Raw genomic sequence first — 25,341 nt, 5'->3', positions numbered from 1 at the left:
TCTACCGGCTCGTGAGCCACATTTTACCTTTCACACCAAGAGCACTCGAATGGGGCACGGTGTGGCACCCCGCAGTGGTTATACACCGGGTTTCGTGAAGTAGTCCTTATGGTTCATCCACGAGGCATGCCGGACGAAAATAATCGAGAAAATAAGCTCTGCCACGGGTACTGCCCCAGCCACGAGGAATATGATAAAAATGGCGAGTAATCCCGAGGATCCAAACGCCGTTATCATGGCTATACCGCCCAAGAGCATTAAACCAGCAAGCACAATCCCCAGAGACGAAAGCACAATGCCAATAATGTTAATGACAAGCACCCTCACGTGGTGCTGATTTTTCCTAACGGCAAGCAGCCCAAAAATATGACATATCGGGTACGCGATTAAAATGACAAGGAAAATCGACGCCCCCGTGATTGCTGAGGTGTTATCCTCACGGCATACTCGCTGCGAGTATTCACTCCATGAGTAGCTGCCGGTTCCGCAGTCGCTAAGTTCGATGATCGCACCGATAAGGTTGAAAGTCGTCGCAACAATACCGATCGCAATAAGAGCACCCACAATACACAGGCGCAGCAGGTACATCAGCGAACGTTTGCGGACAATCTCATCGTGCGGGTTTGCCGGATATGCAGTGTACGGGTATGCGGTTGGGCTCGGCACTGCATATCCCGAATATCCGGGTACGACATGCGGATTCGCATAGGGATTTGGAGGCGTCGATGGGCTCGGCGCAGGATAGCCCGGTTGTAACCCAACATACCCTGGCGCTGAAGGAGCAGTCTGCTGGTTCTGGGCGTTGCCGGAGTTGTTGGGGTTTTGTTTATCCTCGGGTGAGGGATCCGACTTTGCGGTGTGACCGCTATGTTCGTGCTGTGATGCGCCGCCGGTTCCGTCGGTTTTATGTGCGGTGCTATCCTCTGAATGATCGTCTACAGGCGACGTTGCCGAAGAATCCTGCGACGCAGTTCTAGGTTCCTCAGGCTGACGGGAAGAATCATCGTTTTTCATGGGGTCTGTGCTCATATGTACATCCTCATTACCGGTAATTTTTGTGTAGCCCGGCGCGCGGGTGCCTCGCTACACCAACGTTGGGTTATGTCATACACTACCACGCTTGCAGGGAGTAACGGCTGCAATCATGGCACGTTGGGGGAACGGATGAGCTCAGGAACTCATTACGGTATATCAGAGTCTGAGCGGTGGGTGCTCTGTGCTTCGGTCTTAGTCAGCGTGTGGTCGTTGACTGCCTGGTCTTCAGACGGGGAAGACTCTTCTGACAGTTCGCGAGTCTCTTGAGCTTCACGTTCGGCACGGGAGGGGAACCTGCGGAAGATCAGGAAGACGAATATGAGGGAGCATAAAATCTCGATCACGAATGACGCCATAATCCAAATGGTCAGAATGGGGTACGAGCCCCCCAGAAGTTTCCACAGGGTTCTTGGCCCGTGAATAAAAACCAAAATATAGGCGAAAAATCCGGTGATGACGGATGCCGCCAGGGCACTGAGCAGGTTTCCCACCATAACAAGCCCCATAGATTTATTCCGCGCATACGCGACCGCAAACCAGCCGTGCAAAGACAGGTACATGAGGGGAACCGCGCCGATAGGGTCAAGCCCGATAGCCTCGAAAAAATACACCAGCGTCAGTGCAGGCACCACGAGGAAAAGCATGCGGACAAGGTACAGGCGCCGCACGGGTGGCGGCGTGGAACAAGCCTGATCCCAAAAACCCGGGTTATATTGTTCACTCATAGGTACCCTGTCTGCCGCTGGCGTTGTGAAACACTGCCGGAGGCGCCATCGAGAAAGCACTCAATACTACGGTACGAGATGAAACTGAGATAACGCTAGATTTACGCACTGTTTACTGAAGCGTCACCAAGAGCCTGCAGAACGCAGCAAAAATTTCAGAGTTTATCCCTCGAAAATCCCGCGGGCACGATCCTTACGCACGGTGTGCGCCGGAAAAATTCGGCCGCTCATGCTGATGTAAACGCCCGGTTCCAGTAGGTTAAGCGCGGAAATCGCAGCCCCTAGGTTGAACCCCGCATCCGAATGCGCCATGACCGCCGGCTGCATGGCACCGGTCAGCACCACAACCTTTGACCCCAGCTCGGCATGCTCGGCGATGTATCGGGCGGATTCGCTCATCGTGTCGGTCCCGTGGGTGATGAGAACCTGGTCGTGTTCGACCGCGTCGAGGGCGGCAACGAGTTCGGCGCGGTCTTCGTCGGTCATATCCAGGCTGTCTTTGCCGATGAGCGCACGAATATCAAAGCGAATGTCGGTGAGCACTCTCGACAGCACACCGTGCGCGGCAGGCTTGCCAATATCGAGGGTACCCGCCACCGAGTAGAACTTATCGATAGTTCCGCCGGTTGCCAGGATAGTGATAACGTCCGGGTTTTTGATGGTGCTCATGGGCGCGGGCTCCTTAGGGGCTGAAACATCGCCGGGGTATATCTTTGCCCCGGTACCGCATATATTCTAGGGCATTGGAGCGATTTTCTTTACGTTCTGTGGCAAGAATTAGACAGCTACGCTTCACCCACTATCCGTCTAAATTTTAATGCCGGGGAATGCATCTGCTTTTATTATCAGATAAAGCATACAGAAGCATTGCCTAGATATCTCCGGGATACCATCAACGGCGGGTTTTCTAGTGTCATCAGCTGGTCGTCAACAGGAAAACGTCTCCTACCGCTCTGCCCGTAGAAGATAACAGTCTCTATCAGTATATTCTTCAGGGCAGCCTCAAGAATCATTAGAGAATATCAGTTACCCAAATCAATACTTCGAGAGATCCTTTCTAGCATCATTTACCAACTACATAGCCAGAAAAAGAACATAGGAATATTAGTTTAATTATTTTAAAACCGTAGCCAAAAACGGCGCTGAAGCACTATCTTCCACCGTGGCCACCTGCTCAGGTGTTCCCGTGGCAACGATCTGACCGCCTCCCTCTCCCGCGCCAGGGCCCATATCAATCACATAATCAGCCGTTGCGATAATTCGCATATCCAACTCGACCATCACTACCGTATTACCAGCATCAACCAAAGTCTGAAGATGCGATATCAAACGGTCAGCATCTGAACAGTGCAGACCGGTAGTGGGTTCATCAAGTACATACAGAGTGTCGCCGCGTTGTGCCCGTTGCAACTCCGTGGCTAGTTTGACGCGCTGTGCCTCACCACCAGATAACTCAGTCGCAGGCTGCCCCAAACGCAGGTAACCCAAGCCGACATCTCTCAACGCAGCCAGTGAACGCGTAACCTCCACTTCGCCGTCGAAAAACCCCAGAGCTTCCTCTACACTCATTTCTAAAATTTGGGACACATTCTTACCACGCCAGAGTATTTCTAAGGTGCTTGACTGGTAGCGGGTACCTTGGCAGTCCGGGCACTTTGTGTACACCGAGGGTAAGAAGAGTAGCTCTACCATCACCGACCCCTCACCTTCGCAGGTGGGACAGCGCCCGCCCGCTACGTTAAAGGAGAATCTGCCTGGTTTGTATCCCCGGCGTTTGGCTTCTGTTGTATCGGCAAAACGACGGCGCACATGGTCAAAGAGCCCTGTATAGGTGGCAATATTGGAACGAGGTGTTCGCCCAATAGGTTTCTGATCGATGGCAACCACGCGGCGTATACCGCTGAAATCACCTTCAACAGTTCCCCTCGTTTCAGGGGCCTGTTCGGCCCTTAAAATTTCATCTCCCTCTACGGGTGTTTCATCTACCTGCACCGTTTTACCTAGTCGATGACCTATCAGTTGAGGTAGGCACTGGCTGACTAAGCTAGATTTCCCCGAACCTGAAACACCTGTGACGGCAGTGAGAACCCCTAGTGGGATTTGTACATCCACGTTATGGAGATTATTTCGGCTAACTCCAGAAAGTTTTATCCACTGCTCGGGTTTCCGAGGAGTATGCGGTGGGAGCCCACTGCCTCCAAAGAGATAACCGCGTGTAAGAGATTCCTGGACGTGGGCTAAACCATCAACTTCACCGCTGTAAAGGACTCGACCACCATGTTCTCCAGCTCCCGGCCCTACATCCACAATCCAGTCAGCATGTTGCATTACTTCAATAGAATGTTCCACCACAAACAGACTATTTCCCCGTGCTTTGAGTCCGTCAAGAACGTCAAGAAGCGCACGGGTGTCTTGAGGATGTAGACCAGCAGAAGGTTCATCTAATACATAGACCACACCAAAAAGTTCAGATGTCAGCTGAGTAGCTAAGCGCAAACGTTGCAGTTCACCACCGGAAAGGGTAGGAGTCATTCGATCGAGAGAAAGATAGCCTAAGCCGAGGTCGATAATGGGGCGAAGACGCTCAATGAGGCCAGCGGCCAGCCGAGAGGTAGCGGCAAGTTTTTCAACAGGCTGAGGGGGAGTCTTACGAGCTTCCGGTTCTGTCTCAGCAACAAGTTCACTTGTGTGACTGCCTGACTCTGTAGCTTCTTCTCCCCTTTTTTGGTGTAAGCTTTGCCCGAGCGTTTCTTTCTCATCTGCCTTCATAGTGATTGTGTGGGAAGCATCTTCGACAGCTTTTTCAAGAAGATTGGTTAGCTCATAGAGAGGGAGCTGGGAGAAGTCAGCAATATCTAACCCTGCAAAGGTTACTGAGAGAGCCTCTGGTTTGATGCGTTTGCCGTGGCAGGCTGGGCAAGGGATTGATGTGAGAAACTGCGCTACCTTGCGTTTCATGGAGGCACTTTTAGTATTAGCAAAGGTATCCAGTACATAACGTTTTGCACCCACGTAGGTGCCGCTATAAGAAGGTTCAACATGTGCTTGTTTAGCCGCTTGAGCCTCAGCAAGTGTCATACGCGAGTAGACCGGTACATGTGGTGTTTCGTCCGTATAAAGAATCCAGTCGCGATCTTTTTTGGGAAGATCTTTCCAGGGGATATCCACATCGTAGCCAAGTGCCACCAATACATCTCGAAGCTGATGACCGTGCCAGGCGGTAGGCCAAGAAGCTATGGCTCGTTCACGGATGGTTTTGGTGGGATCGGGAACCATGTGATCTTCGGGTACTTCATAGACTCTGCCAATTCCATAGCATTGAGGGCATGCCCCCTGCGGGGTGTTGGCAGAGAAATCCTCGGCATAGAGCATGCTCTGGTGCTCTGGATATTGGCCGGCGCGTGAATACAACATACGAACCAGGCTTGAGATGGTCGTGATGCTACCAACGGTCGACCGGGAGTTTTGCCCACCTCGCTGTTGTTGCAGGGCTACAGCGGGGGGCATCCCTGTAATGGAATCGACGTCGGGCACTCCCGCTTGATCGATAAGACGGCGGGCATAGGGGGCCACCGACTCTAGATAACGGCGCTGCGATTCTGCATAGAGGGTTCCGAACGCGAGGGAGGATTTACCTGATCCTGACAGGCCGGTAAAGACCACGAGAGCATCACGGGGCACAGAAAGATCAACATTGCGCAGGTTATTTTGACGTGCGCCCAATACCTGAACATTTGGTTGGATGTGAGTTTCTTTATTTGTGGTGGATTCGGGTAAATCGCTCATAGATGAATTTGACCAATCGCTTCTGTATGAGGCACCGGTAGCCTCAAAATCGTTGTGATCTTTTGTCGTTTGCCATTTTACTGCCTATCCCGCCGATTCGTAGACAACGATTTTTTATTCTCTTCCACATGGGGGGGATCTTGTTCTACCCCTCTATACTATGGTAAGTTTGCCGAGGAACTAAAAGTCCCTTGAGGTTGATAAAACACTCGCTCTCCTGTGAAGTATGTTACTGATCCGCACGGTAGCATTCCTGCCGCTCAGTAATTAATTCTTGAAAAAAGGAATAGGTAGAGGGGATTAAGATTTCGCTTAATTCCCTCTATTTTTTTAAGTCTTACCAATACGAGGTATTAGTTTGAGTGGCTTCAATAAATTTGGCATCAGCCCACACTTCAGACTCGATCTGAGCCACATCACGCATCCGTAAAAGTCTCCTCCGGCCGGTGCATCGCTGAACAATTCCGAAATAATCCCGTCTGAGGGTCAAACAAAGCCTTCGCGTGAGCGTCCCAATGAGTCACCCACCTACCGCCGGAACACAGAACGCACCCATACCCCAAGACGTACCCCAACCTTCTCCGGACCAGGCAAAACCGTCCGCATAAAAGCCTCCACGAACCTTTTCACCCAGGACATACCCACCTCACACACAACACTGGCAATAGGAAGGAATAGCTTCCAGAAAACCGTAGGAGCAACCATAAAAAGGAACCAGCACACAACAGGATGCTCACATAAAACTTCAAAATCTTTCATGAGTCTCTAAATCCTCCCCGCCACCATCGACATCAAAAAAATTTTCTCGAACACAACAACGCACGCCCAGACCACGACGACATGAATAACTTTCATAAGTAAGTCGGGGATGAACAGGAAAAACGCAACAAGTAGAGTGAAGAACTTTCCCGACCTCAACCCGTAGAGTATCTACTGATACATCCCTTGAACCGTCTACGCTCCACACCCCACAGGTTAGGGTGCTTGTGAGTACTGTGTTCGTGGGGTGCTACAACGGCAATGGAGAACACCAAAACCCTTCTCTGCCCCAAAAAATTCTCGAACAACGGCACCCACCACGAAACGAGGGGCTCAATAATGTATTACGCATGTGGCAAGTAAAAACACGGCACCGCCCGACAAAAAACTTGCAACATCACACCAGCAAGCGGTTCCAAGACACAAAAAAGGTAGTCACCCCAGGGAAACCGTAGGAGCAACCGCCTCAAAGCTCATATCATATTGAACCCATATGATATGACATGGAAAGGAACAAAATTACTTATGCTTCAACATTCGTAAACCTTATGAAACATTATTTCCTCCCCTTCTGAACCTTAAACCATGCGATTTCGCGGTAGAACGGGTTCTGCGGAGTCACATCCATGAAGGATTCCTGAGCCGATGCCGCATCGTCGTTCATATTGGCGGCACGGTAAAGAGTATAAATATAGATAACAGGTTTCCCCTCACTGTTTCCCTGCGCATAACCAACATTTCCAATAATGCTTCCGCCTGTGCGACCTTCAAAGCTGCCAGTTTGTACTTTTTCTTTAGATAACTAAAGTGAAAGAATATCAATAGTTCGAGTTGTTTTCTGTTTTGCTTGTCTAGTATAAGGTCATTCACTGGAAAGATCTTTCCAAACATTCCAAAGCCCAAAAACAACTACAAAAACAATGAATAATACAATGAGGATGATAAAAATACCGAAAATCTTTTCACCGGTGTTTAGCTTTTCATCATCCCGCAAATTACTTTTAGTGGTCATGGTTATTTTCCTTTCTTCCGATATTTTTAATATCAAGAAAATATTGACAAGACTAGGCCGAAGAAAATGACCAGAATTTCAAAAGTCGTTCCAATAAAATCATCTAACGTGACTTATGCTTCCCCTTAAGCAGTATTGATAGTCCCGGTCTCTACCACAGACCGAACAATCGACAGCATCCGCGTAATCAGCTCTATCAGCAATCGTGACCAACAAAAACTTTGGGCTAGGCGGTAAATCCTGTTCGTATGCCCAATTAACCATCCGAAAAGACATTGAATCTATATATCCTCTAAAGGTCTTCTAAAACCGATGTTTCTAAGCCGCTCCTAGAGCTGTCCACGGAGCCGCGTGTGTCAGCTCATCCGGTGCGATCTGTAATCCCCAATCCTGCAAAAGGATTACATACCGATACATGCGTGCTTGCAAAATCTACTCGGGTTCTCCTACACAGGCAGGCGTGTCAGACCGGCTTCGAGGAAAACAAAACTTCAGCTTGGATGAGTTATTTACACTTGCTGGTGCGCTTGATCTAACTGTTGGTGATCTCCTTGGAAACAGCATTGTCTCCGCACATGTTCCCGCTCCTTCGTATATAGAAGAAGGCCAAGGACGGATTAAACGAAAAGTCGCCCCGATCGGCTTCATACCGAAAGGGGCGAGATACCAGATTCTTTCTGGTGAAGAGTGCGCCCTGTGGGGCTCGAACCCACGACCTGCGGATTAAAAGTCCGTAGCTCTACCAACTGAGCTAAAGGCGCGCCGTCCCGCGTGAACGCGAAGACATCATCTACTATACACTACAAATCCGTCACGAGTCGCCTTCGCAGATATGATTTTCGTCCGGCTGAATCCTTCGAAAAACTCGTGCCCTGCCCGTTACACTAAACACCTATGGCTCATCGTGCACATCATCGCCCAGTATCTCAGCCCAGCGAAAAGTTTGAGCGTCGCGTTGGCGGTGAAGATCCCGCCGCCCGTGATGAGGCGGCGCATACGTCTGCTCGCATTCTGCTGGAGCGCGGACGCCAAAATTCTGACCCGGAGGTTGCCGCCCGACTCATAGACTTCACTGACGAATACGGTATTGAGGCGCTTGCGCAGCTCTGGTCTCATTCACCCGCGCGTTCCCTCCCCGGAGCGCTATGGCGCATGTACTCCTTGCGTGACATGGTACGACGCTACCCAAAGGCCACCGCACAAGCTTTCTCTACCGGTATGGGTGCCGATTACCGTTCGCATCTGCTGGCGGGGGTGCCAGACCCACCGGGCGCCTCCGAGGTCGTCGAAACGGCGGACAAAATTCTGGCCGGGCTCTACAGCGGCGATATTGATATAGCTCTCGAACGTTTTGCGGCGTTCGCGCGTGTGGTGGCAATGGGACTGCGCCTCAACTATGAGCGTGCAGATATTAGCCGACTTTCCGGCAACCCGCAGGGGGTGCATCCGCCCAGTCATGAGGTTCGCCGCGAGGGCATTGAACGCATGTTCCGCGTGCCCGAACAATACCGAAAACTCGTGAAAATCGCCGAGGATTTGGAGGCGACTGCCGCGCACTGGCGGGCAAGCGGCGGACTCGAAGCATTGTAGCCCCGCACGGTACTCGCGCGCCATAAAATCCCGGGAAAATACAGGATTCGGAACTGATGCCGGGTGTTCTGCTTAGAGCTCATGTACCTTGACGGAGGCTCGGCGCGGGCGGATAATTTAAGACAAGATGTCGGGTTGCTAATAGGTAGCCCCGGGCTCCAAATCATTTGCCGCTTCGAGCGGCCTTCCGCCGAGAGGCGCTCCCAGCCCGACATCGCTAACGTTCACAGCGGGAAGGCTTTTATGTAGCCTTCCCGCTGTTGTATTCTCAAGCCGCCGCGCGGGAAGCATGAGACCCGCGCACCCTCAGCACACCCGCGTTAGACTGTAACTATGTTGCACCGCATCTTTCCACAAGCCAACAGCTCACTCACCTCGCTTGCACAAATCTCGGTGCAGGTGGCGGAGGCGGCGGCGCTCCTCTCCGAAATGGTTGGCTCGTCTACCTCCGAATACCCCGAGCTCTTCGACCGCATGCTGGTGCACGAGGCGAACTCAACCGACCTGTTCTTCATGACCCTCACCACCGTGCGAAGCTCATTTGCCACCCCGGTACCCCGCGAAGACCTCTACACGCTGGCTCGCAAACTCACGAACGCGGTCGAAAAGCTCACAAGTGCCGCGCACATCCTTTATCTGCACAAAATTGACGGTTTTGCCCCGCATATCACCGCGATACTCGACATTATTCAGCGGCAGGCGGTGCTGACCGAGGCGGTGATCCCCAAGCTCGCCGATATTAAGGGCCTGGATAACTATTGGATGGATATGCTGCGTATCTCGCGCCAAGCCGTTCGTACCGCCGAAGAATACGATGCAGAACTCGCCGAACGCTTCCCGATGGAACGCTACCGCCGGTACACCAAGTTCATTGCCCAACTGGTTGAGGCGGCGAATGCGATGCGCGGCGTGTCTTCTGAGATCGGGCGTATTATCGTGCAGGAGTCCTAGTGGTTCTGCTCAGTATTCTGTGTGTGGGCGCGTTTCTTTCCGCGATTTTTGTGACCGGCATGCACGATGCCTCCAATGCGATCGCGGTGCCGGTACGCACCCGCACGATGGGCGATACCGCGGCTCTGATTACCGCCGCGCTGTTCAACGGTATCGGGGTGTTTGCGGCGTATCTGCTGATCACCGATATGAGTGTGCCCTGGATTGCCGTTCCCAGCGGGCATTTGGGCCTTCCGGGGCTGACCGCCGCGCTTATCACCGCCGCCTTATGGGGTGTGGCGACCTGGGCCTTACGCATGCCAGCTTCCTCAACGCACGCCCTCATCGGCGCCCTTGCCGGGGTGGCGTGGTATGCCCGGGTTGATGGCGAAGGCTCACGGTTTATCCCCGCGATTTTCGATGCCACCCTGCTGCCGCTTCTCTACCTGCCGCCCCTGATTTTCCTCCTCTCCTGGCTTTTAGTGCTCCCGTTTTACCGACTGGCTATCCGCTCTTCGCCCAGCAGCGTGAACCGGCACTCGCGTGAGGTACTGGCGGTGTCGGCATCCGCAATTTCGCTTCTGCACGGTATGCAGACTGGGTACCTGTACCTGTTGGTGCTGCACGTGCTGGGTGCGGTTTTTCCGCTTCCCACGCGGGACCTCCTCCCCTGGCATGTGCTCACTATTGCGCTGGCTCTGGCGGCGGGCACGCTCACGGGTGGGCGGCGCATCGGCTACACCTTCGCCTACCGTATGGTGCGCTTAGACCCGATGCGCGGCGCGGTAGCTCAAGGCACCACGGCTCTTATGCAGGCGCTCGGGTACTTCCTGCTGCAGCTGCCGTTCTCGTCTTCGCACCTGGCGACCGCATCCGCCCTGGGGGCTGGGGTGAATCAGCGGTTTAACTCGGTGAAGCCGAAGATCGTTGCGAACATTATGCTGACCTGGTTTGTCACGCTTCCGGCATGTTTTTTGTGTGCGATCGCCCTCATGATGGCTCTTGATGGCATATTTGGGTAGAATTTTTACCCCTAATGTGGGCTGGAATGCTCGCTTATTCCCGCGCAACTCCGTAGAATTCTAGACAACCCTATATATTTCCGCCCTACGTGCCTTATGCGCAGGCCTTATATATTCTTTGGAGAGCTTTGTTTTCCTCTGTCGCCGTCATTGTACGCACGAAAGATCGCCCGGTCTTTCTCGCACGTGCCCTGCAGAACATCGCCGAGCAACGGTATACGCAATACACCGTGTACGTGGTCGATGACGGCGGAAATCAGGAAGAATCGCAGCAGATTATTGACCGTAGCCCGGTTGCGGCGCAGACCGTTCTTCTTCATGCTGCGGGCGGCAATATGGAAGCGGCTTCTAACCTGGGTGTGCGCTCCAGTGAGTCTACCTATATCGCCATTCATGACGACGATGACCTGTGGGATCCCCAATTCCTGGAACGTACCGTCGCAACCCTTGATGAGACCGGTGCCGATATGTGCGTGGTACGGATTATCGAGCGTTTTGAGCAGCAAACCGAGGACGGTTTTATTGTTCTGAACGAATGCACCTTTCACGAAGATCTACCCGCCATGGGGCTACAGTTCCTATTCCGTACCAATCGCGCGGTTCCGATCGGCGTGCTGTACCGCCGCACCCTGCACGAGAAGGTGGGGTATTTTGATGAGGAACTTCCCGTGGTGGGCGACTGGGAATTCAATATGCGCGCCGCCATGGCCGGTGAAGTTCAGCTTCTGGACGAGCCGCTGGCGTACTGGTGTAAACGCCCCGATGCGACGGGTTCTGCCGCCAACAGCGTGAGCCACGAGCAGCAACATCGTATTTTTGATGCGCAGGTGCGCGCCAACGCGATCCGTGAAGACCTTGCCGCTGGGGCGCATATTGGGCCCTACCTTTACCAGGCGCACCTGACGAACGAGCTTGACGGTCGTTTATTGGAAACCCTGGAGGCGCTTCAGGACGTTCAGGAACGTTTGGAACGTCTCGAAAATATGCAGCAGGAACAGTGTGAGCGGCTGCACCGCATGGAGCGGGCGATGTCGTGGAGTGGCAAACTTTCGCGTTTGCGTGCCGTTTTTTCGCCTAAAGATTCATCAAGCAAATAGGTACGTATATGACTCGTGTTCTTGTTGTCGGCGATATTGGCCAGCCCGTCTACCACGTGGGGGACGAGGCCATGACAATCAGCACCGCCGAATACCTGGCGGATGCAGGAATGCAGGTTATTTTAGCAACCCGTGACGCCGAGCAGAGCAAGCGTTATCTGGGGGCTCGGGGTTCGTCTGCATACGAATATATGCCGTTTTTACTGTTCCCGTGGGCGCCTGCCGAGCGCGAGATCACGTTGGAACGCCTCGAAGAGTTTCTGGTGGGCGGCGTTATGCCGGATCTGCCCGACTTTTGCCCGTCGGCGCAGCAGATCCGCGATTTTGTAGAGGGTATTCAATCGGTGGATGCGGTCGTCATTTCCGGCGGCGGCAACCTGAATTCGCGATACGGCTGGCTGCTGTATGAGCGCGCCGCTATCGCATTAGTGGCGCAGTACGCGAAGATTCCGGTCTTTGTGTCCGGGCAGTCGATTGGTCCCGTGCTTTCCCCGCGCGATGAGGAAGTTCTGCTGCGTATGCTGCGTTCGGCATCCTCGGTGGCGGTGCGCGAGCGCAGCTCCTACGAGTGGTGCCGCGAGCACGATCTTAAGGCGCTTGCGGGTGTGGATGATGCCAGCGACTACCGGGTGCATACCCCGGAGATAACGCTCGACTATGCCGATGCGCGGGTTGAGGTTCCTGAGCTTCCCGAGCGTTATGTGTGCGTGACGGTGCACGAGGTTTCGGGGAGCAAAGTACACGAACTAGCCGCTTTATTAGACAAGATTTACTCCGAGTATGGGCTGGCGGCGGTCTTCCTGGGGCATATGGGCGACCCAGCGTCGGAGGGCGGGCGCACCGGTGACTATCGGGCGCATGAACTGGTTGCCGCATCCATGACATCCCCTGCAACGTTGATACCGATTCTGCACGCGGATGCGACGGTGCGCATCCATCAGGGTGCCGCGCTAAATATCACCGACCGTTACCATCCTGCGGTTTTTAGCCTCAGCGCCGGTATTCCTGCGGTTGCGCTGGTGCCCGATGCGTTTACCGAGATGCGGATTTGCGGGGTTATGGGGCATTACGGGATGCAGAATTTTATGACTCCGCTTCATATGCTCGGCACCGACATTCCCGAGAAGCTCATTGCGTCTGCGCTCTCGCTCAGCAGGGGGCAAGGCCAAGAGCTGCGGGCGCGGCATGAGGTGGTGACCGCGCTGCTTCACGCGTGGCGTGAGTATCTTGCGGCCTCTGTGTGCGGGGAGAAGCAGGCGCATATGCCGGAGAGTATTTCTGCGGCTGTGGCGATTCCCGCCTTAGAGCCGTCCCTAGAGGCGATTAACAATGCGGTGCGCGAGCTTTTGCTGAAGACTTCCCTGGCCGAGGGTACCGAGTGGGCGCTTTCAGATCGCATGCACTCGTGGGAAGCGCATATGCGGGGTGAGTTTGAGCGTGCCGAGGATGAGCTGCAGGCGTTGAAGCGTTCGCGGATGGTGCGGGCGGCGCATCGTACCAGTCGGCAGGTGCAGGCGATGCGGCATATTGGGAGCCGGTTCCGGTAGCCTTACCGCCCCTAACCCCTTTTAAAAAGCGCCTTGCCAAACATCAGAGATCCCGCTTTGTTCCGAATGAGGAGCCTTTTGATGCATATCATCCGAGGGCGCAAAGGACCCGCGGCTGCACAATTTCAGGGCGGGTAGACTAGACACTATGGCACACGCATCCATGAAGGAACAATTTTTAAACTATGTCCGCGCCGGGGCTCACCGCGTTCGGGCGGGATTTTTTCAGTCTATTCAGATCACGATCGCTTCGATGGGGGCGTATCTTTTTGCGGAGCGTGTGCTGGGGCATGAGGAACCTATTTTTGCGGCGGTCGCGGCACTGGTCTCGCTCGGGTACGTGAGCGGCTCTACCCATTCGCGGCGCATTCTGGAGGTCTCGTTCGGGGTGAGCCTGGGTATTCTGATTGGCGATCTGTTTTTGCAGATGCTCGGGCGCGGCATCTGGCAGGCCACGCTTGCCCTATTTATTTCGGTGCTTCTGGCCAGGTTCTTAGATAACGGCATTATTTTTACGATTCAGCTCAGTTTTCAGGCCTGCCTGGTGATTCTGCTGCCGCCAACCTCAGATCTGCCGTTTACCCGCAGCCTCGACGGCGTGATCGGTGGTGTTGCGGCGTTCCTCATGATGTTTTTGATGCCCAAAGACCCGCGAAATGGGTCACGTCAGCGTGCCGAGGCTCTTATGAGCGCTTTCTCGGATGTCTTCTTTCTGGCGGCAAAGGCGATTCGCCGGTACAACTACGATCAGGCGTATCAGAGCCTGCAGGATTCGCGTAAACTTCAGCCGCTGTATGAGGCGAGTAAGAACGATTTGGTGACGGCGCGCGGTATGGCGCAGCTTTCGTGGGCGGGAAAGAAGACCCGAATCGAGCTTGATCGACTGGCGCAGACTCTCGGGGCTATCGATTTGGCGATTCGTAACACCCGCGTGTTTAACCGACGCATGGCATCCACGATTGCGCATGTGCAGCTGCGCCCGAAGGCCCTTGAAACGCTTTCGGCGGCGCTCGAAGAACTGGCGCTTGCCACCCAGAGCACGGGACTGGGCATGTATTCCAGCACCGAACATGAGCGCGAACACTATATGGAAGTTGCCCGCGAGCGCCTGATTTCTCTCGCCGAGACTCTGGAGCCGAAGCATTTGGGGGTAGAGACCTTCGAGGGCGAGTCGTTGGTGCTTATGCTGAGGCTTATAACCGTGGATATGTTAGAGGCTACCGGTATGGATCATGAGGATGCGGTCGCCACGCTGGTACCTCTGGGCGAGGCCGTGACGGAGCATGCGCCGCGTACTTCCGAGATTCCGATTGTGCAGGCTGATGTTGCGGGCGCTCAGGAGGAGGATTTGCGCACCCGCACCGTTAATATCATGCTGCGCGATGAAGACCTTGAAGAGGGGCTGGGGTAGGTCTTTCCTGCTCGTATCGTATGGCTGATGGTGTGCGTCTAATCCCCATGAGATCCGTCTATAAAACCCGACCATGAGACCCGTGAGCAGATAGTATTTCGGCGAGCAGATAACGAAATGCTATCTGCTCGCCGAAATACTCTACTCGCGGTTCACGTCACGATGTGCGGCAGTTATTTATCCTGCGGGAAGAGCAGGTTCAGCGCCTCGCCTAAGGTGGCGACCTCGCGCACGGTCACCCCATCGGGCACCTGCCCCACACCCGTTGGGGATGCGGGCACCAGCACATGCGTGAACCCCAGCCTGCCGACCTCGGCGATACGCTGGCGAATACCCGGCACGGCACGCACCTCCCCCGCCAGGCCGACCTCGCCAAACACCGCGAGTTTACGCGGCAGAGGCTTATTCTGCGCGGCCGATGCCAGCGCCATCACGCACGCCAAATCGGCGGCGGGCTCAGAGATTTTGGCGCCTCCCACCGTGGAAACATAGCAGTCGAGTTTGCCCACGTTCAGCCCGGCACGGCGCTGCAAAACCGCCAAAAGCATCTGGATGCGCGCCGAATCCAACCCCGCCACCGTGCGCCTGGGCGCGGGTGCCACCGCCTGATCCAACAGCGCCTGGACTTCGGCCAGAAGCGGGCGGCGCCCCTCCATCGTCACGGTCACGCAGGTTCCCGCCACCGGATGCGGCGTGCGCGAAACGAACATGCCGGACGGGTCGAGCACGGGCGCGATCCCGTCCTCGTGCATATCGAAGCAACCAACCTCGTCGGTGGGTCCGTATCGGTTTTTGATAGCGCGCAGCATACGAATATTGGAGTGTTTATCACCCTCGAACTGGCACACCACATCGACCAGGTGTTCCAGCAGGCGCGGCCCGGCGATCGTGCCTTCCTTGGTCACATGCCCCACCAGCAGGGTGCACATATTGCGTGCTTTCGCGGCGGCAATCAGTGATGCGGCAACCTCCCTCACCTGCGTAACACCCCCGGCGCTGCCCTCAACATCTGCGGAGGCAAGGGTCTGCACCGAGTCGATCACCAGCATCGCCGGGTCTACCTGCTCAATATGCGCCAGCGCGGTTCCCAGGTCGGTTTCGCTCGTCAAGTACAGGGTATCGGCGACGGCGTGGATACGGTCCGCACGCAGCTTAACCTGCGCGGCGGATTCCTCACCGGTCACGTACAGCACGTCGCGGGTTTTCGCGCGGGCACGCTCAGCGGCGGGGGTTCGCGGGGTGTATCCGCGCGCGAAGGTGGCGGCAACATCCAGCAGCAGGGTGGATTTGCCCACGCCGGGTTCGCCAGCCATCAGAATCACGGCACCGGGCACCAGTCCCCCGCCGAGCACCCGGTCAAATTCGGGATTGCCGGTACTCATATAGGCGGCGACGGTCGAGTCTACCTCGCCGATCACCTGCGCCGGTTTCTGCACGCTGGATGCGGTACGGGTGCGCGCCACGGTACCCCCGGCGGCTTCCTCAACAGACCCCCAGGTTTGGCACTCACCGCATCGACCCACCCATTTGGCGGTGGTCCAGCCGCATTCGGTACAGCGGTAGGCGGGGGTTCCTTTAGTGGTTTTTGTGCGTGCAGCCATGGTTTTTATTGTACGGGCGACCCTGACGTTTTAAACACCTAGGTCGTCAAAAGCCGAAGAAGAGAATATCGGGGCGGGGCGCGCAAAAAGGCTGTAACACAGGCTAAAACGATACAATATATTCCGTGCAGACAGATTACAGTGAACTCCTCCTGAAGACCATTGCGCAGATCGCCCCCGGCACCGAGCTGCGTGAAGGGTTAGAACGCATCCTCCGCGGGCGCACAGGCGCGCTCATCGTGCTCGGTTCAGACCGCACCGTCACGGGGCTCTCCTCCGGTGGGTTCACCATCGACACCGAATTTTCTGCCACCCGCCTGCGTGAGCTCGCCAAGATGGATGGCGCGATCATCTGTGACCGCGACGCCACCCGCCTGCTCATGGCGGCGGTACAGCTCATGCCGGATGCAACCATCGACACCAACGAATCCGGAACCCGCCACCGCACCGCCGAACGCATGGCAATCCAGACGGGTTTCCCGGTAATCTCGGTCAGCGCATCCATGTCCGTCATTTCGGTGTATGTGGACGGCACCCGGTACACGGTCGAAGACACCCAATACCTGATGGCGCGCGCCAACCAGGCAATCCAGACCCTTGAAAGCTATAAGAAACGCCTCAACAAGGTGCTTTCCACGCTGTCCGCGCTCGAAATCGAATCACACGTTACGCTCAGCGATGTCGCTATCACTCTGCAGCGCATGGAGATGGTGCGGCGCATTATCTCTGAAGTCAGTCACTATGTGCTTGAACTCGGTGTGAACGGTCGTCTGGTGGCGCTTCAGCTCGAAGAGCTCCGCAGCCCCGATATGGCGGGTATCGACGTTATTCTGCACGACTACCTGCCGCGGCCCACCGCGCAAAGCATATCCATCGCAACTCGGGCTCTGCGCGACCTTACCGACATGGATATTGTGGACCTCACTATGATCGCCCAGGCCGCAGGGTTCGGCGATTACGAACTCGACACTCCCCTGCAGCCGCGCGGCTACCGCTTGCTTGACGGCATCGCCACTATTCCGAACACAATTGCCGAACGCCTCGTTGAACGGTTCGGCACTTTGCAGGCGCTCATGGCCGCATCCTTAGAAGATCTGCGTGATGTTGATGGTATAGGCGAGCATCGTGCCCGCACCGTGCGCGAATCGCTTTCCCGCATGGCGGAAAGCAGCCTCGAAAAATACCTCTAACATTGGCCGGGTACGGTCCGAAGAACACCAGCCACCCGATAGAAAGAGCCTTTATTTCAATAAAGCGTTAAAAACTCTCTTTATTGAATAAAGGCTCTTTCTATACATCTTTTATATATTCCCGCAGGGGAATACCGTGGGCGCTATTTCAACAGGAAGTTCACTCGCTGCGAGGTCACCCCATTCACGGTAGCCGTCACCCAGTATGTACCCTTCGCCGTATTCTTCAGCGCATTACACCCAGAGGTATTGAGTTTACGATCCCACGCAACATCGCTGGCGGCTTCCTTGCCCGCAGGAATCTCGGTCTTCTTCGTGGGAGTGGGCGTGCACTTCGCAGACGAATACACCTGGGTATCGCCCGATGTAATGTTGATCTCCACACCCTCGGCAGCCTTCTCGCCGCCAATAAAGCAGGGATTACCCGCAGAATTCGTGTACACCACGTGGAACGACGGCATTTCACCGGGCGCATACTGCTTCTTTGAAGGCTCGACCGTCACCTTTAGATCCTTGGCATTGCACAGAGCCACGGCTGGCGTTGCGGATGCGCTCGCCGACCCGGACGGAGTTGCACTGCCGGATACCGCTGGGGTCCCAGAAACGGACGGGGTTGCCGATGCGTTCGGGCTGCCGGATGCTGAACCGCTCACCGACCCCGAAGGCGCAACCGTAGAAGGTGTGGGGCGCGCGCTGAAATTCTGGAAAGGTTCGCCGGTGGCTGTCGCCTCTGCAGCGGCATCGTCTTGAGGCCCCTTATTAATCTGGTTCACTAAGGTGGTAATACCAACAATGCCAACCAGCAAAACAAGAATAAGCACTACCACGGCAACGATACGACGGCGGCGGTATACTTCAGGAGGTAATTCGGGACCAAGTTCAGACATACCGTTAAGAATAACGGTTTTTTGGGTGTCGTGCATGCAAAACCATATATATAAGCTACATGGAATAGATAAAAATACGTTGCCTGTATATTGTGGGTCAATTGGCACCCGATACCCAATATCACCTACTCTAGAAACAGTAATACATTACAACGCAAGCAATTATTGCCATGTTCAATTTAAAAAACTCACACGAACTACACCACCGCATAAATACTTGGTACCAGCACCATGCCCGCGACCTGCCCTGGCGCCGCGCCGACTGCACGGCCTGGGGTGTGATGGTGAGCGAATTCATGCTGCAGCAGACCCCTGTGAACCGCGTGCTTCCCGTTTGGGAAGAGTGGATGCGCCGCTGGCCCACGCCCGCATCCCTCGCAGCCGAGGACAGCGCGGAGGCGGTGCGCGCCTGGGGCCGTCTGGGCTACCCGCGCCGCGCCCAACGCCTGCACGGCGCGGCGGTCGCTATTACGAAGCATCATGACGGCGAGGTTCCGGCGGATTATGATGAACTTCTTGAGCTTCCCGGCGTGGGGGCATACACCGCGGCGGCGATTACGGTCTTTGCCTTCGGCAGACGCGCCACAGTTATCGACACTAATATTCGCCGGGTGCACGCCCGCGCCGTCATGGGCAAGGCACTGCCCCACAAGTATTTGAACACCGCCGAAACAACCCTTGCCGAAGAGCTGATGCCGCAGAATACCGCCGTATCCTGCGTGTGGAACGCCTCTGTTATGGAGCTGGGCGCACTCGTGTGCGTCGCCAAGAATCCACGCTGCGAGCAGTGCCCCCTTGAGGATATCTGCGCGTGGGTGAAGGCGGGAAAGCCACAGGCCGAGTATACGCCTACGGGGCAGAGCTGGCACGGCACCGACCGGCAGCTGCGCGGTGCCATGATGGCGGTTCTGCGCGCCGCGCACGCACCGGTGCCGCGGGAACTTCTAACGGACTTCTCCACCGATATTACTGTTCCCGATGCCCTGAAGGTTCCGGTGCAGGATTTACGCAAACTCGACTCATCCCAAGAACAAATCGACCGATGCTACAGCGGGCTTCTGAAAGATAAACTTGCGAAAGAGCGTAAGGACAGAGTTTCGCTCTAGATTCTGACCTTTTATGCACTATTCCCCAACTCACGATAAACCTCGAAAAAATATTGTTTTCACCTGAAATCTTTGGAAAAATGGAGAAAACATGCTGGAAAGCTCATTTCTTCGTGAAGGAGGACTCCATGAAAATAGCGGTCATAGGGGCAACCGGCACCATCGGCTCGAAAATTGCCGCTGAACTGGAAAAACGCGGTCACGAGGTAGTGCCGATCAGCCGATCGCACGGGGTAGATGTTTCATCGCTCGCAGATTTAAGCGCGGCGCTGACCGGAGTGGATGTTGTGATCGATGCGATTAACAACATGATCATGAGCAGCAAAAAGGCGCAGACAGCCTTTATCAGCACCTCCAGCAATATCGCGCAGGCGGCGGCTGATAACGATGTGAAGCGCATCGTCTGCGTCTCGATCGCCGGAGTAGAAAACCCGGCGGTTAGCCGCGGATACGGTTACTATGCGGGCAAGGCGGCACAGGAGAAAACCTATCAGGATTCCGCCGTAGACACCGTTATTATTCGTTCGACGCAGTGGTTTGAACTTCTTGACCCCATTGTTCAGCAGGTTACGGTGGGGCCCGTCTCGGTGCTACCGACCATGAAAATGGCGCCTATTCCCGCAGATGCGGCAGCACAGCTGGTATGCGATGTTGCCGACGGCTCCGAGAAGGTACCGGGTACGGGCATCGTCTCGATCCGCGGCGAAGAAGAAGGAACAACGGCGGAGTTCGTGAAGCGTCTTCTCACAGCACGCGGCGAGGTCGGCGGCAAAACGCCGAAGGTGGTGCGGCAGCTGCCGTATTTCGGTTCCGCTATTGCCAAGGGCGGGCTGATTCCCGATCCCGCAGATCACACCGTTTCCACCACGCTTGAGGAGTGGCTGGCAAGCCTGTAGCGGTTTTAATACCACGCGAACCGATGCGGTCTTCGTATGTACGAAGACCGCATCATCGCGTTAAGCGCTCGTATGCCTATGCGCCCTTATGCTCAAGAAACCCGATAAGCCTGTCGAGCAGGTCTTGCAGCTGTTCACGTTCCTGTGAGGTGAATTCGGCGCTCATGGCACGCTCGACGGCACGAACCTTCTCGTCGGCCCGAACAACCAGCTCTTCGCCCGCATCGGTGAGGGTCACGATATTCACGCGGCTGTGAACTTCGGAGGGCACACGGGTAATCAGGCTTTTCGCATCCAGACGGGCAAGAATGGTGGCCATCGTCTGCGGGGTTACCGCTGCGGCACGCGCCAATTGCGCCGCAGACTGCCCGGGCACATAGTAGAGCGAAGTCATGGCGGCATACTGTGCGACGCTCAGATCGTACTCGCGCAGAACCTTAGATTTGACCGCCATCATCGCCTGCTCGGCGCGTTTAATCGACGACCCTATGCGCGATCGGGTTTCGGCGAGATAGGCTTCTTGCCCCTGTCCCGGCTGCGGAGGGTATTTTACAGACTGCTGTGATTTTTCCGATGATGCGGGCATGTACTAAGCATACTATCCCCCGACTCCGTCTCGCTTTGTTATTCACCGACATACACACTTATCAGAAGCACGGCGATATTGGGAGGGGTACAGCAATAATTATCAGAAGCGCGGCAAAAAACACCCTGCACAACTAAGGCTTGTCCCCGAATCCTCACGCGACGGGTTCGGGGACAAGCCTTTGTTAATGCCTCCCGCAGGATTGCCTACAGGGGAAAGCCGCTAGTCAGATGCCCCTCCGGTAATCTGCTCGGCTTCTTCTACGGCAGACTCCGCCATCTTATTGACGGTCTCCAGGGGTAAATCCCGCATCTGCTGCGAGGAGAAGACGAACTTCGCATCGTCGCCTTCGCCCTCGACACCCACGGTAATCTTCTCGCCGGGCTTGATTTCGCCGAAGAGGATCTTCTCGGAGAGAGCATCCTCAATATTACGCTGCATTTCGCGGCGCAGCGGGCGGGCGCCCATTGCCGGATCGTAACCCTTCGAGGCCATGAGAACCTTCGCGGCATCCGTAAGCTCGATCGACATTTCCTGATCTGCCAGGCGCTTTGCCAACCGGCCCACGAAGAGATCCACAATCTGCAGAATCTCGTTCTCGGAGAGCTGCGGGAACACGATAATATCGTCCACGCGGTTCAGGAACTCGGGGCGGAAGTGCTCCTTGAGGTTCTCCATCACGCGGGCCTGCATGCGCTCGTAATCGGCGTCGCCGTGATCCATCGCCTGGAAGCCCACGGGAACGCGACGGTTCACATCGCGTGAGCCGAGGTTCGTGGTCATGATGATCACGGTGTTCTTGAAGTCCACCACACGACCCTGCGAGTCGGTCAGGCGGCCGTCTTCAAGAATCTGCAGCAGCGAGTTGAAGAGATCGGTGTGAGCCTTCTCGACCTCATCGAAGAGCACCACCGAGAACGGCTTGCGGCGCACCTTCTCGGTCAGCTGACCACCCTCGTCGTAACCTACGTATCCGGGAGGCGCACCGAAGAGTCGAGACACGGTGTGCTTCTCCTGGTATTCGGACATATCCAGGGTAATCAGGGCGTCTTCATCGCCGAAGAGGAATTCTGCCAGAGCCTTTGCAAGCTCGGTCTTACCAACACCGGTTGGACCAGCGAAGATAAACGAACCACCGGGGCGGCGCGGATCCTTCAAACCGGCACGGGTGCGGCGAATCGCACGGGAGAGAGCCTTGATAGCGTTATCCTGACCGATCACGCGCTTGTGCAGCTCGTCCTCCATCTTGATCAGACGCGAGGACTCTTCCTCGGTGATCTTGTACACCGGAACACCGGTTGAGGATGCGAGCACCTCAGAGATAACCTCGGGGGTCACCTCGCCGAAAGCATCGCCGTTTTCGCGCCAAGCCTTCTCAGCCTCAGCCTTCTCGGCGAGTACCTTTTGCTCCTGATCACGCAGCGCGGCGGCCTTCTCGTAATCCTGGCCCTTGATAGCGTCTTCCTTCTGCGTGCGCAGCTTCGACGCCTTCTCGTCAAGAATCTTAATCTCGGGCGGAGCGGTCATCCTCTTGATGCGCAGGCGAGCGCCCGCCTCATCAATCAGGTCAACGGCTTTATCCGGCAAGAATCGGTCGGAAATATAGCGTGCCGCCAAGTTCACGGCAGCCTCGATCGACTCGTCGGTAATGGTTACGCGGTGGTGAGCCTCGTACTTATCGCGCACGCCCTTGAGAATCTGCACGGCGAGTTCTTGGGAAGGCTCGTCCACCTGAATCGGCTGGAAGCGGCGTTCCAAGGCGGCGTCCTTCTCGATGTGCTTGCGGTACTCGTCCAAGGTGGTGGCACCGATGGTCTGCAGCTCACCGCGAGCCAGCATCGGTTTCAGGATGGAGGCAGCGTCGATAGCGCCCTCTGCGGCACCGGCACCGACAAGGGTGTGAATCTCGTCGATGAACAGGATAATGTCGCCGCGGGTGCGAATCTCTTTGAGCACCTTCTTGAGGCGTTCCTCAAAGTCACCGCGGTACCGGGAGCCCGCAACCAGGGAACCCAAATCCAGGGTGTACAGGTGCTTATCTTTGAGAGTTTCGGGAACATCGCCGTGTACGATGGCCTGCGCCAAGCCCTCAACAACGGCGGTTTTGCCGACACCAGGTTCACCGATAAGCACGGGGTTGTTCTTGGTGCGGCGTGAGAGAACCTGCATTACGCGTTCCATCTCGTGGTGACGACCAATCACCGGGTCAAGCTGCCCCTCGCGTGCGGCGGCGGTGAGGTTACGCCCGAACTGATCGAGAATCGTCGAACCCGCCGGGGTGCCCTCGCGGGAGTTGCCCGCGCCGACACCGGCGGTTTCCTTATTCTCGTTGTTGCCGGGGTATCCGGAAATAAGATCCATCACGGCCTGGCGAACCTCGGCACCCTGCACGCCTACTTTGGAGAGAACCTGGTTTGCCACGCCTTCGGAGGCGCGCACCATGCCCAGCAGGATATGTTCGGTGCCGATATAACCGTGGTTAAGCTGAATGGCCTCGCGCATGGAAAGTTCGAGGACCTTCTTGGCGCGCGGGGTGAAGGGAATGTGACCGCTTGGCGCCTGGGGGCTGGGGCCCACAATGCTTTGCACCTGTTCGCGCACGGCATTCAGGGTAACCCCGAGGGACTCAAGGGCACGGGCACCGATGCCCTCGCCCTCGTGAATCAGCCCGAGCAGCAGATGCTCGGTGCCGATGTAATTGTGGTTGAGCATGCGTGCTTCTTCTTGGGCAAGCACCACAACGCGCCGAGCTCGGTCGGTAAAGCGTTCAAACATTGCGCACTCCTTGGAAATTTTGCTTGATACTAGATTACGTGGAAAAGCGCGGCTACGGTGCACTGTTCGCCATCAAGAGAACGTCTGTGTCGCTATTTTTCGGGGAGCCTTTTACCGAGCCAAAACCGGGATGCGCATCGGGCGTTTCTCGACGGTCATAAACATTTTCATGAAACTTTTATCGGGCTCTATCAGAAGACCTAATATCGCTTTAGCTTATAGCAACACTAATGCACCTCCGCGCCCTTTACTAAAACGTTATAATTCTGCTTCGGCATTTAGATTCTTAGGAGACATTCTTGAGGATTGCTCTCATAAGATAACGGGGATTCCATAAACACCAAGAAAAGGCCCGGGGCGATACCCGCCACGTGATTACCTAAATACATATCATGAGGCTAATAAAAAAGCCTGAAGATGATAGCTCTTCTCATGAAGGGCTTTTTCTAAAACCTCGTTATACAGAAGGCGGGATAACACTTGATGTGTCATCCCGCCGTCGGCAGATGAAATACCATCACAGAATTAGCGATGGTATCAATACTATTTACTTACCTTCTGCCTTCATAGCTGCGTAGTAAGCATCCTGAATTTCCTGGTGGATGCGACCGCGGTCAGAAACTTCGTGACCGTTTTCGCGTGCCCACTTACGAATTGCAGCGGTTTCAGGGTTACGCTTCACCGGAGCGGAAGAGCCACGACCACCGCGGGAACCGCGCTGGGAGGCGCCTACCTGAACGCGACGACCCTTAGATGCGAACGGACGAATTGCGTCACGAAGACGAGCGGCATTAGCACTGGATAGGTCAATCTCGTAATGAGCTCCGTCGAGGCCGAATCGTACAGTCTCTTCTGCGGGACCACCATCGAGGTCGTCCTCAAGAATAATGCGCACCTTCTGTGCCATAGGGGTTTTCTCCTTAGTTTGGTTTATTGCTCCAACTATGAGTTTTTACACTGCACGTTGTCACACTCTCTAATTTATCTCCTTCATAATAACAGAAATAAATGACTAATGACTACCAACATAGAGAATTCTAAGGAATGACACAGAATAGTGTTGTCATTTAACGGTTATATTTATTGACGCTCCGTTTTATTACCCGTTTTATCAGTACCAAAAGGATTTACCGTTCCTTGTGAACCCTTTACCTTCTCATACCACTGTTGAGCGTCTTTTTCGACATCACGCTGTGCTGAACGTTCGGCGCGATCCGCCCGGTTAATCCAACGCAAAATGAAATATAACGCAATCCCGGCAAAAATAGGAGGCAGCAGCGCAATCAAAATCTCCATGAAAATCCCTCACAACCTTTCGTGCTGATGACAGCATACCCGATAGCGCAAAATGCCGCCCGATAACGCATACACGTTACGAACGGCATC

20 protein-coding genes and 1 tRNA gene are annotated in these 25,341 nt (G+C 55.2%); 9 read left to right on the top strand and 12 right to left on the bottom strand.

Annotated features, from left to right (window positions below; all coding sequences use genetic code 11):
• Window positions 1-78: 78 nt before the first annotated feature.
• The 6 genes from HMPREF2958_RS02845 to HMPREF2958_RS02815 all read right to left on the bottom strand — a co-directional run bounded on the left by HMPREF2958_RS02845 (window position 79) and on the right by HMPREF2958_RS02815 (window position 8,078).
• The gene (locus HMPREF2958_RS02845) at window positions 79-1,029 is read right to left on the bottom strand and encodes a hypothetical protein (protein WP_070696387.1); all 951 of its coding nucleotides are present in this window, start codon (window positions 1,027-1,029) and stop codon (window positions 79-81) included.
• Window positions 1,030-1,181: 152 nt separating this feature from the next.
• A complete protein-coding gene (locus HMPREF2958_RS02840) occupies window positions 1,182-1,760 on the bottom strand; it encodes a peptidase (RefSeq protein WP_246827999.1) in 579 nt (192 codons plus the stop codon).
• 162 nt (window positions 1,761-1,922) lie between these two features.
• The gene (locus tag HMPREF2958_RS02835) at window positions 1,923-2,429 is read right to left on the bottom strand and encodes an asparaginase domain-containing protein (protein WP_048753148.1); all 507 of its coding nucleotides are present in this window, start codon (window positions 2,427-2,429) and stop codon (window positions 1,923-1,925) included.
• A 444-nt stretch (window positions 2,430-2,873) separates the two neighbouring features.
• Window positions 2,874-5,546: an excinuclease ABC subunit UvrA gene (gene uvrA, locus HMPREF2958_RS02830; RefSeq protein WP_070696380.1), complete on the bottom strand. Its 2,673-nt coding sequence runs from the start codon at window positions 5,544-5,546 to the stop codon at window positions 2,874-2,876.
• 1,621 nt (window positions 5,547-7,167) lie between these two features.
• A complete protein-coding gene (locus HMPREF2958_RS10950; protein ID WP_168165958.1) occupies window positions 7,168-7,317 on the bottom strand; it encodes a hypothetical protein in 150 nt (49 codons plus the stop codon).
• A 688-nt stretch (window positions 7,318-8,005) separates the two neighbouring features.
• A tRNA-Lys gene (locus tag HMPREF2958_RS02815) sits at window positions 8,006-8,078 on the bottom strand.
• A gap of 133 nt (window positions 8,079-8,211) precedes the next feature.
• On the opposite strand from HMPREF2958_RS02815, the gene HMPREF2958_RS02810 reads away from it, so the two are divergent.
• The 6 genes from HMPREF2958_RS02810 to HMPREF2958_RS02780 all read left to right on the top strand — a co-directional run bounded on the left by HMPREF2958_RS02810 (window position 8,212) and on the right by HMPREF2958_RS02780 (window position 14,914).
• Complete coding sequence (locus HMPREF2958_RS02810; protein WP_070696377.1) at window positions 8,212-8,907, top strand: histone acetyltransferase; 696 nt, start codon at window positions 8,212-8,214, stop codon at window positions 8,905-8,907.
• A 333-nt stretch (window positions 8,908-9,240) separates the two neighbouring features.
• Window positions 9,241-9,858 carry a DUF47 domain-containing protein gene (locus HMPREF2958_RS02800; protein WP_004005702.1) on the top strand — a complete coding sequence of 206 codons (618 nt, stop codon included), beginning with the start codon at window positions 9,241-9,243 and terminating at the stop codon, window positions 9,856-9,858.
• The gene (locus HMPREF2958_RS02795) at window positions 9,858-10,859 is read left to right on the top strand and encodes an inorganic phosphate transporter (RefSeq protein ID WP_004005701.1); all 1,002 of its coding nucleotides are present in this window, start codon (window positions 9,858-9,860) and stop codon (window positions 10,857-10,859) included. The genes HMPREF2958_RS02800 and HMPREF2958_RS02795 overlap by 1 nt, the downstream gene beginning before the upstream one ends.
• Before the next feature lie 128 nt (window positions 10,860-10,987).
• On the top strand, window positions 10,988-11,956 hold the full coding sequence (locus HMPREF2958_RS02790) for a glycosyltransferase family 2 protein (RefSeq protein WP_246824093.1): 969 nt from the start codon (window positions 10,988-10,990) through the stop codon (window positions 11,954-11,956).
• 8 nt (window positions 11,957-11,964) lie between these two features.
• Window positions 11,965-13,503, top strand: a complete 1,539-nt coding sequence (locus HMPREF2958_RS02785) for a polysaccharide pyruvyl transferase family protein (RefSeq protein ID WP_070696373.1) — start codon at window positions 11,965-11,967, stop codon at window positions 13,501-13,503.
• A gap of 148 nt (window positions 13,504-13,651) precedes the next feature.
• Complete coding sequence (locus HMPREF2958_RS02780) at window positions 13,652-14,914, top strand: FUSC family protein (protein WP_070696371.1); 1,263 nt, start codon at window positions 13,652-13,654, stop codon at window positions 14,912-14,914.
• Window positions 14,915-15,087: 173 nt separating this feature from the next.
• Here the strand turns inward: HMPREF2958_RS02780 and radA are convergent, their stop codons facing one another.
• Entirely contained in the window at window positions 15,088-16,515 is a 1,428-nt protein-coding gene (radA, locus tag HMPREF2958_RS02775; protein ID WP_048778845.1) for a DNA repair protein RadA, read from the bottom strand.
• Between the two features lie 125 nt (window positions 16,516-16,640).
• On the opposite strand from radA, the gene disA reads away from it, so the two are divergent.
• Window positions 16,641-17,705 (top strand): DNA integrity scanning diadenylate cyclase DisA, encoded by a 1,065-nt coding sequence (gene disA / locus HMPREF2958_RS02770; RefSeq protein WP_004005745.1) that lies wholly within the window; start codon window positions 16,641-16,643, stop codon window positions 17,703-17,705.
• Window positions 17,706-17,848: 143 nt separating this feature from the next.
• Here the strand turns inward: disA and HMPREF2958_RS02765 are convergent, their stop codons facing one another.
• The gene (locus tag HMPREF2958_RS02765; RefSeq protein WP_070696367.1) at window positions 17,849-18,628 is read right to left on the bottom strand and encodes a hypothetical protein; all 780 of its coding nucleotides are present in this window, start codon (window positions 18,626-18,628) and stop codon (window positions 17,849-17,851) included.
• A gap of 134 nt (window positions 18,629-18,762) precedes the next feature.
• Here HMPREF2958_RS02765 and HMPREF2958_RS02760 point away from each other — a divergent pair, with 134 nt between their 5' ends.
• Window positions 18,763-19,698, top strand: a complete 936-nt coding sequence (locus HMPREF2958_RS02760; RefSeq protein WP_070696364.1) for an HhH-GPD family protein — start codon at window positions 18,763-18,765, stop codon at window positions 19,696-19,698.
• Between the two features lie 128 nt (window positions 19,699-19,826).
• The gene (locus tag HMPREF2958_RS02755; RefSeq protein ID WP_004005748.1) at window positions 19,827-20,594 is read left to right on the top strand and encodes an SDR family oxidoreductase; all 768 of its coding nucleotides are present in this window, start codon (window positions 19,827-19,829) and stop codon (window positions 20,592-20,594) included.
• 76 nt (window positions 20,595-20,670) lie between these two features.
• Here HMPREF2958_RS02755 and HMPREF2958_RS02750 read toward each other — a convergent pair whose 3' ends face one another.
• The 4 genes from HMPREF2958_RS02750 to HMPREF2958_RS02735 form a co-directional block, all read right to left on the bottom strand.
• Window positions 20,671-21,180 (bottom strand): MarR family winged helix-turn-helix transcriptional regulator, encoded by a 510-nt coding sequence (locus HMPREF2958_RS02750; RefSeq protein ID WP_070696361.1) that lies wholly within the window; start codon window positions 21,178-21,180, stop codon window positions 20,671-20,673.
• Window positions 21,181-21,402: 222 nt separating this feature from the next.
• Window positions 21,403-23,955 carry an ATP-dependent Clp protease ATP-binding subunit gene (locus HMPREF2958_RS02745; protein ID WP_013397971.1) on the bottom strand — a complete coding sequence of 851 codons (2,553 nt, stop codon included), beginning with the start codon at window positions 23,953-23,955 and terminating at the stop codon, window positions 21,403-21,405.
• A gap of 547 nt (window positions 23,956-24,502) precedes the next feature.
• On the bottom strand, window positions 24,503-24,862 hold the full coding sequence (locus HMPREF2958_RS02740; protein ID WP_004005751.1) for a histone-like nucleoid-structuring protein Lsr2: 360 nt from the start codon (window positions 24,860-24,862) through the stop codon (window positions 24,503-24,505).
• 173 nt (window positions 24,863-25,035) lie between these two features.
• Window positions 25,036-25,251, bottom strand: coding sequence for a hypothetical protein (locus HMPREF2958_RS02735; RefSeq protein ID WP_004005752.1), 216 nt, complete (start codon window positions 25,249-25,251; stop codon window positions 25,036-25,038).
• Window positions 25,252-25,341: the final 90 nt, after the last annotated feature.

Source organism: Rothia sp. HMSC036D11, assembly GCF_001814205.1.
In the GTDB taxonomy this organism is placed as follows: domain Bacteria; phylum Actinomycetota; class Actinomycetes; order Actinomycetales; family Micrococcaceae; genus Rothia; species Rothia dentocariosa.
This window is presented reverse-complemented; position numbering and strand designations above follow the sequence as displayed.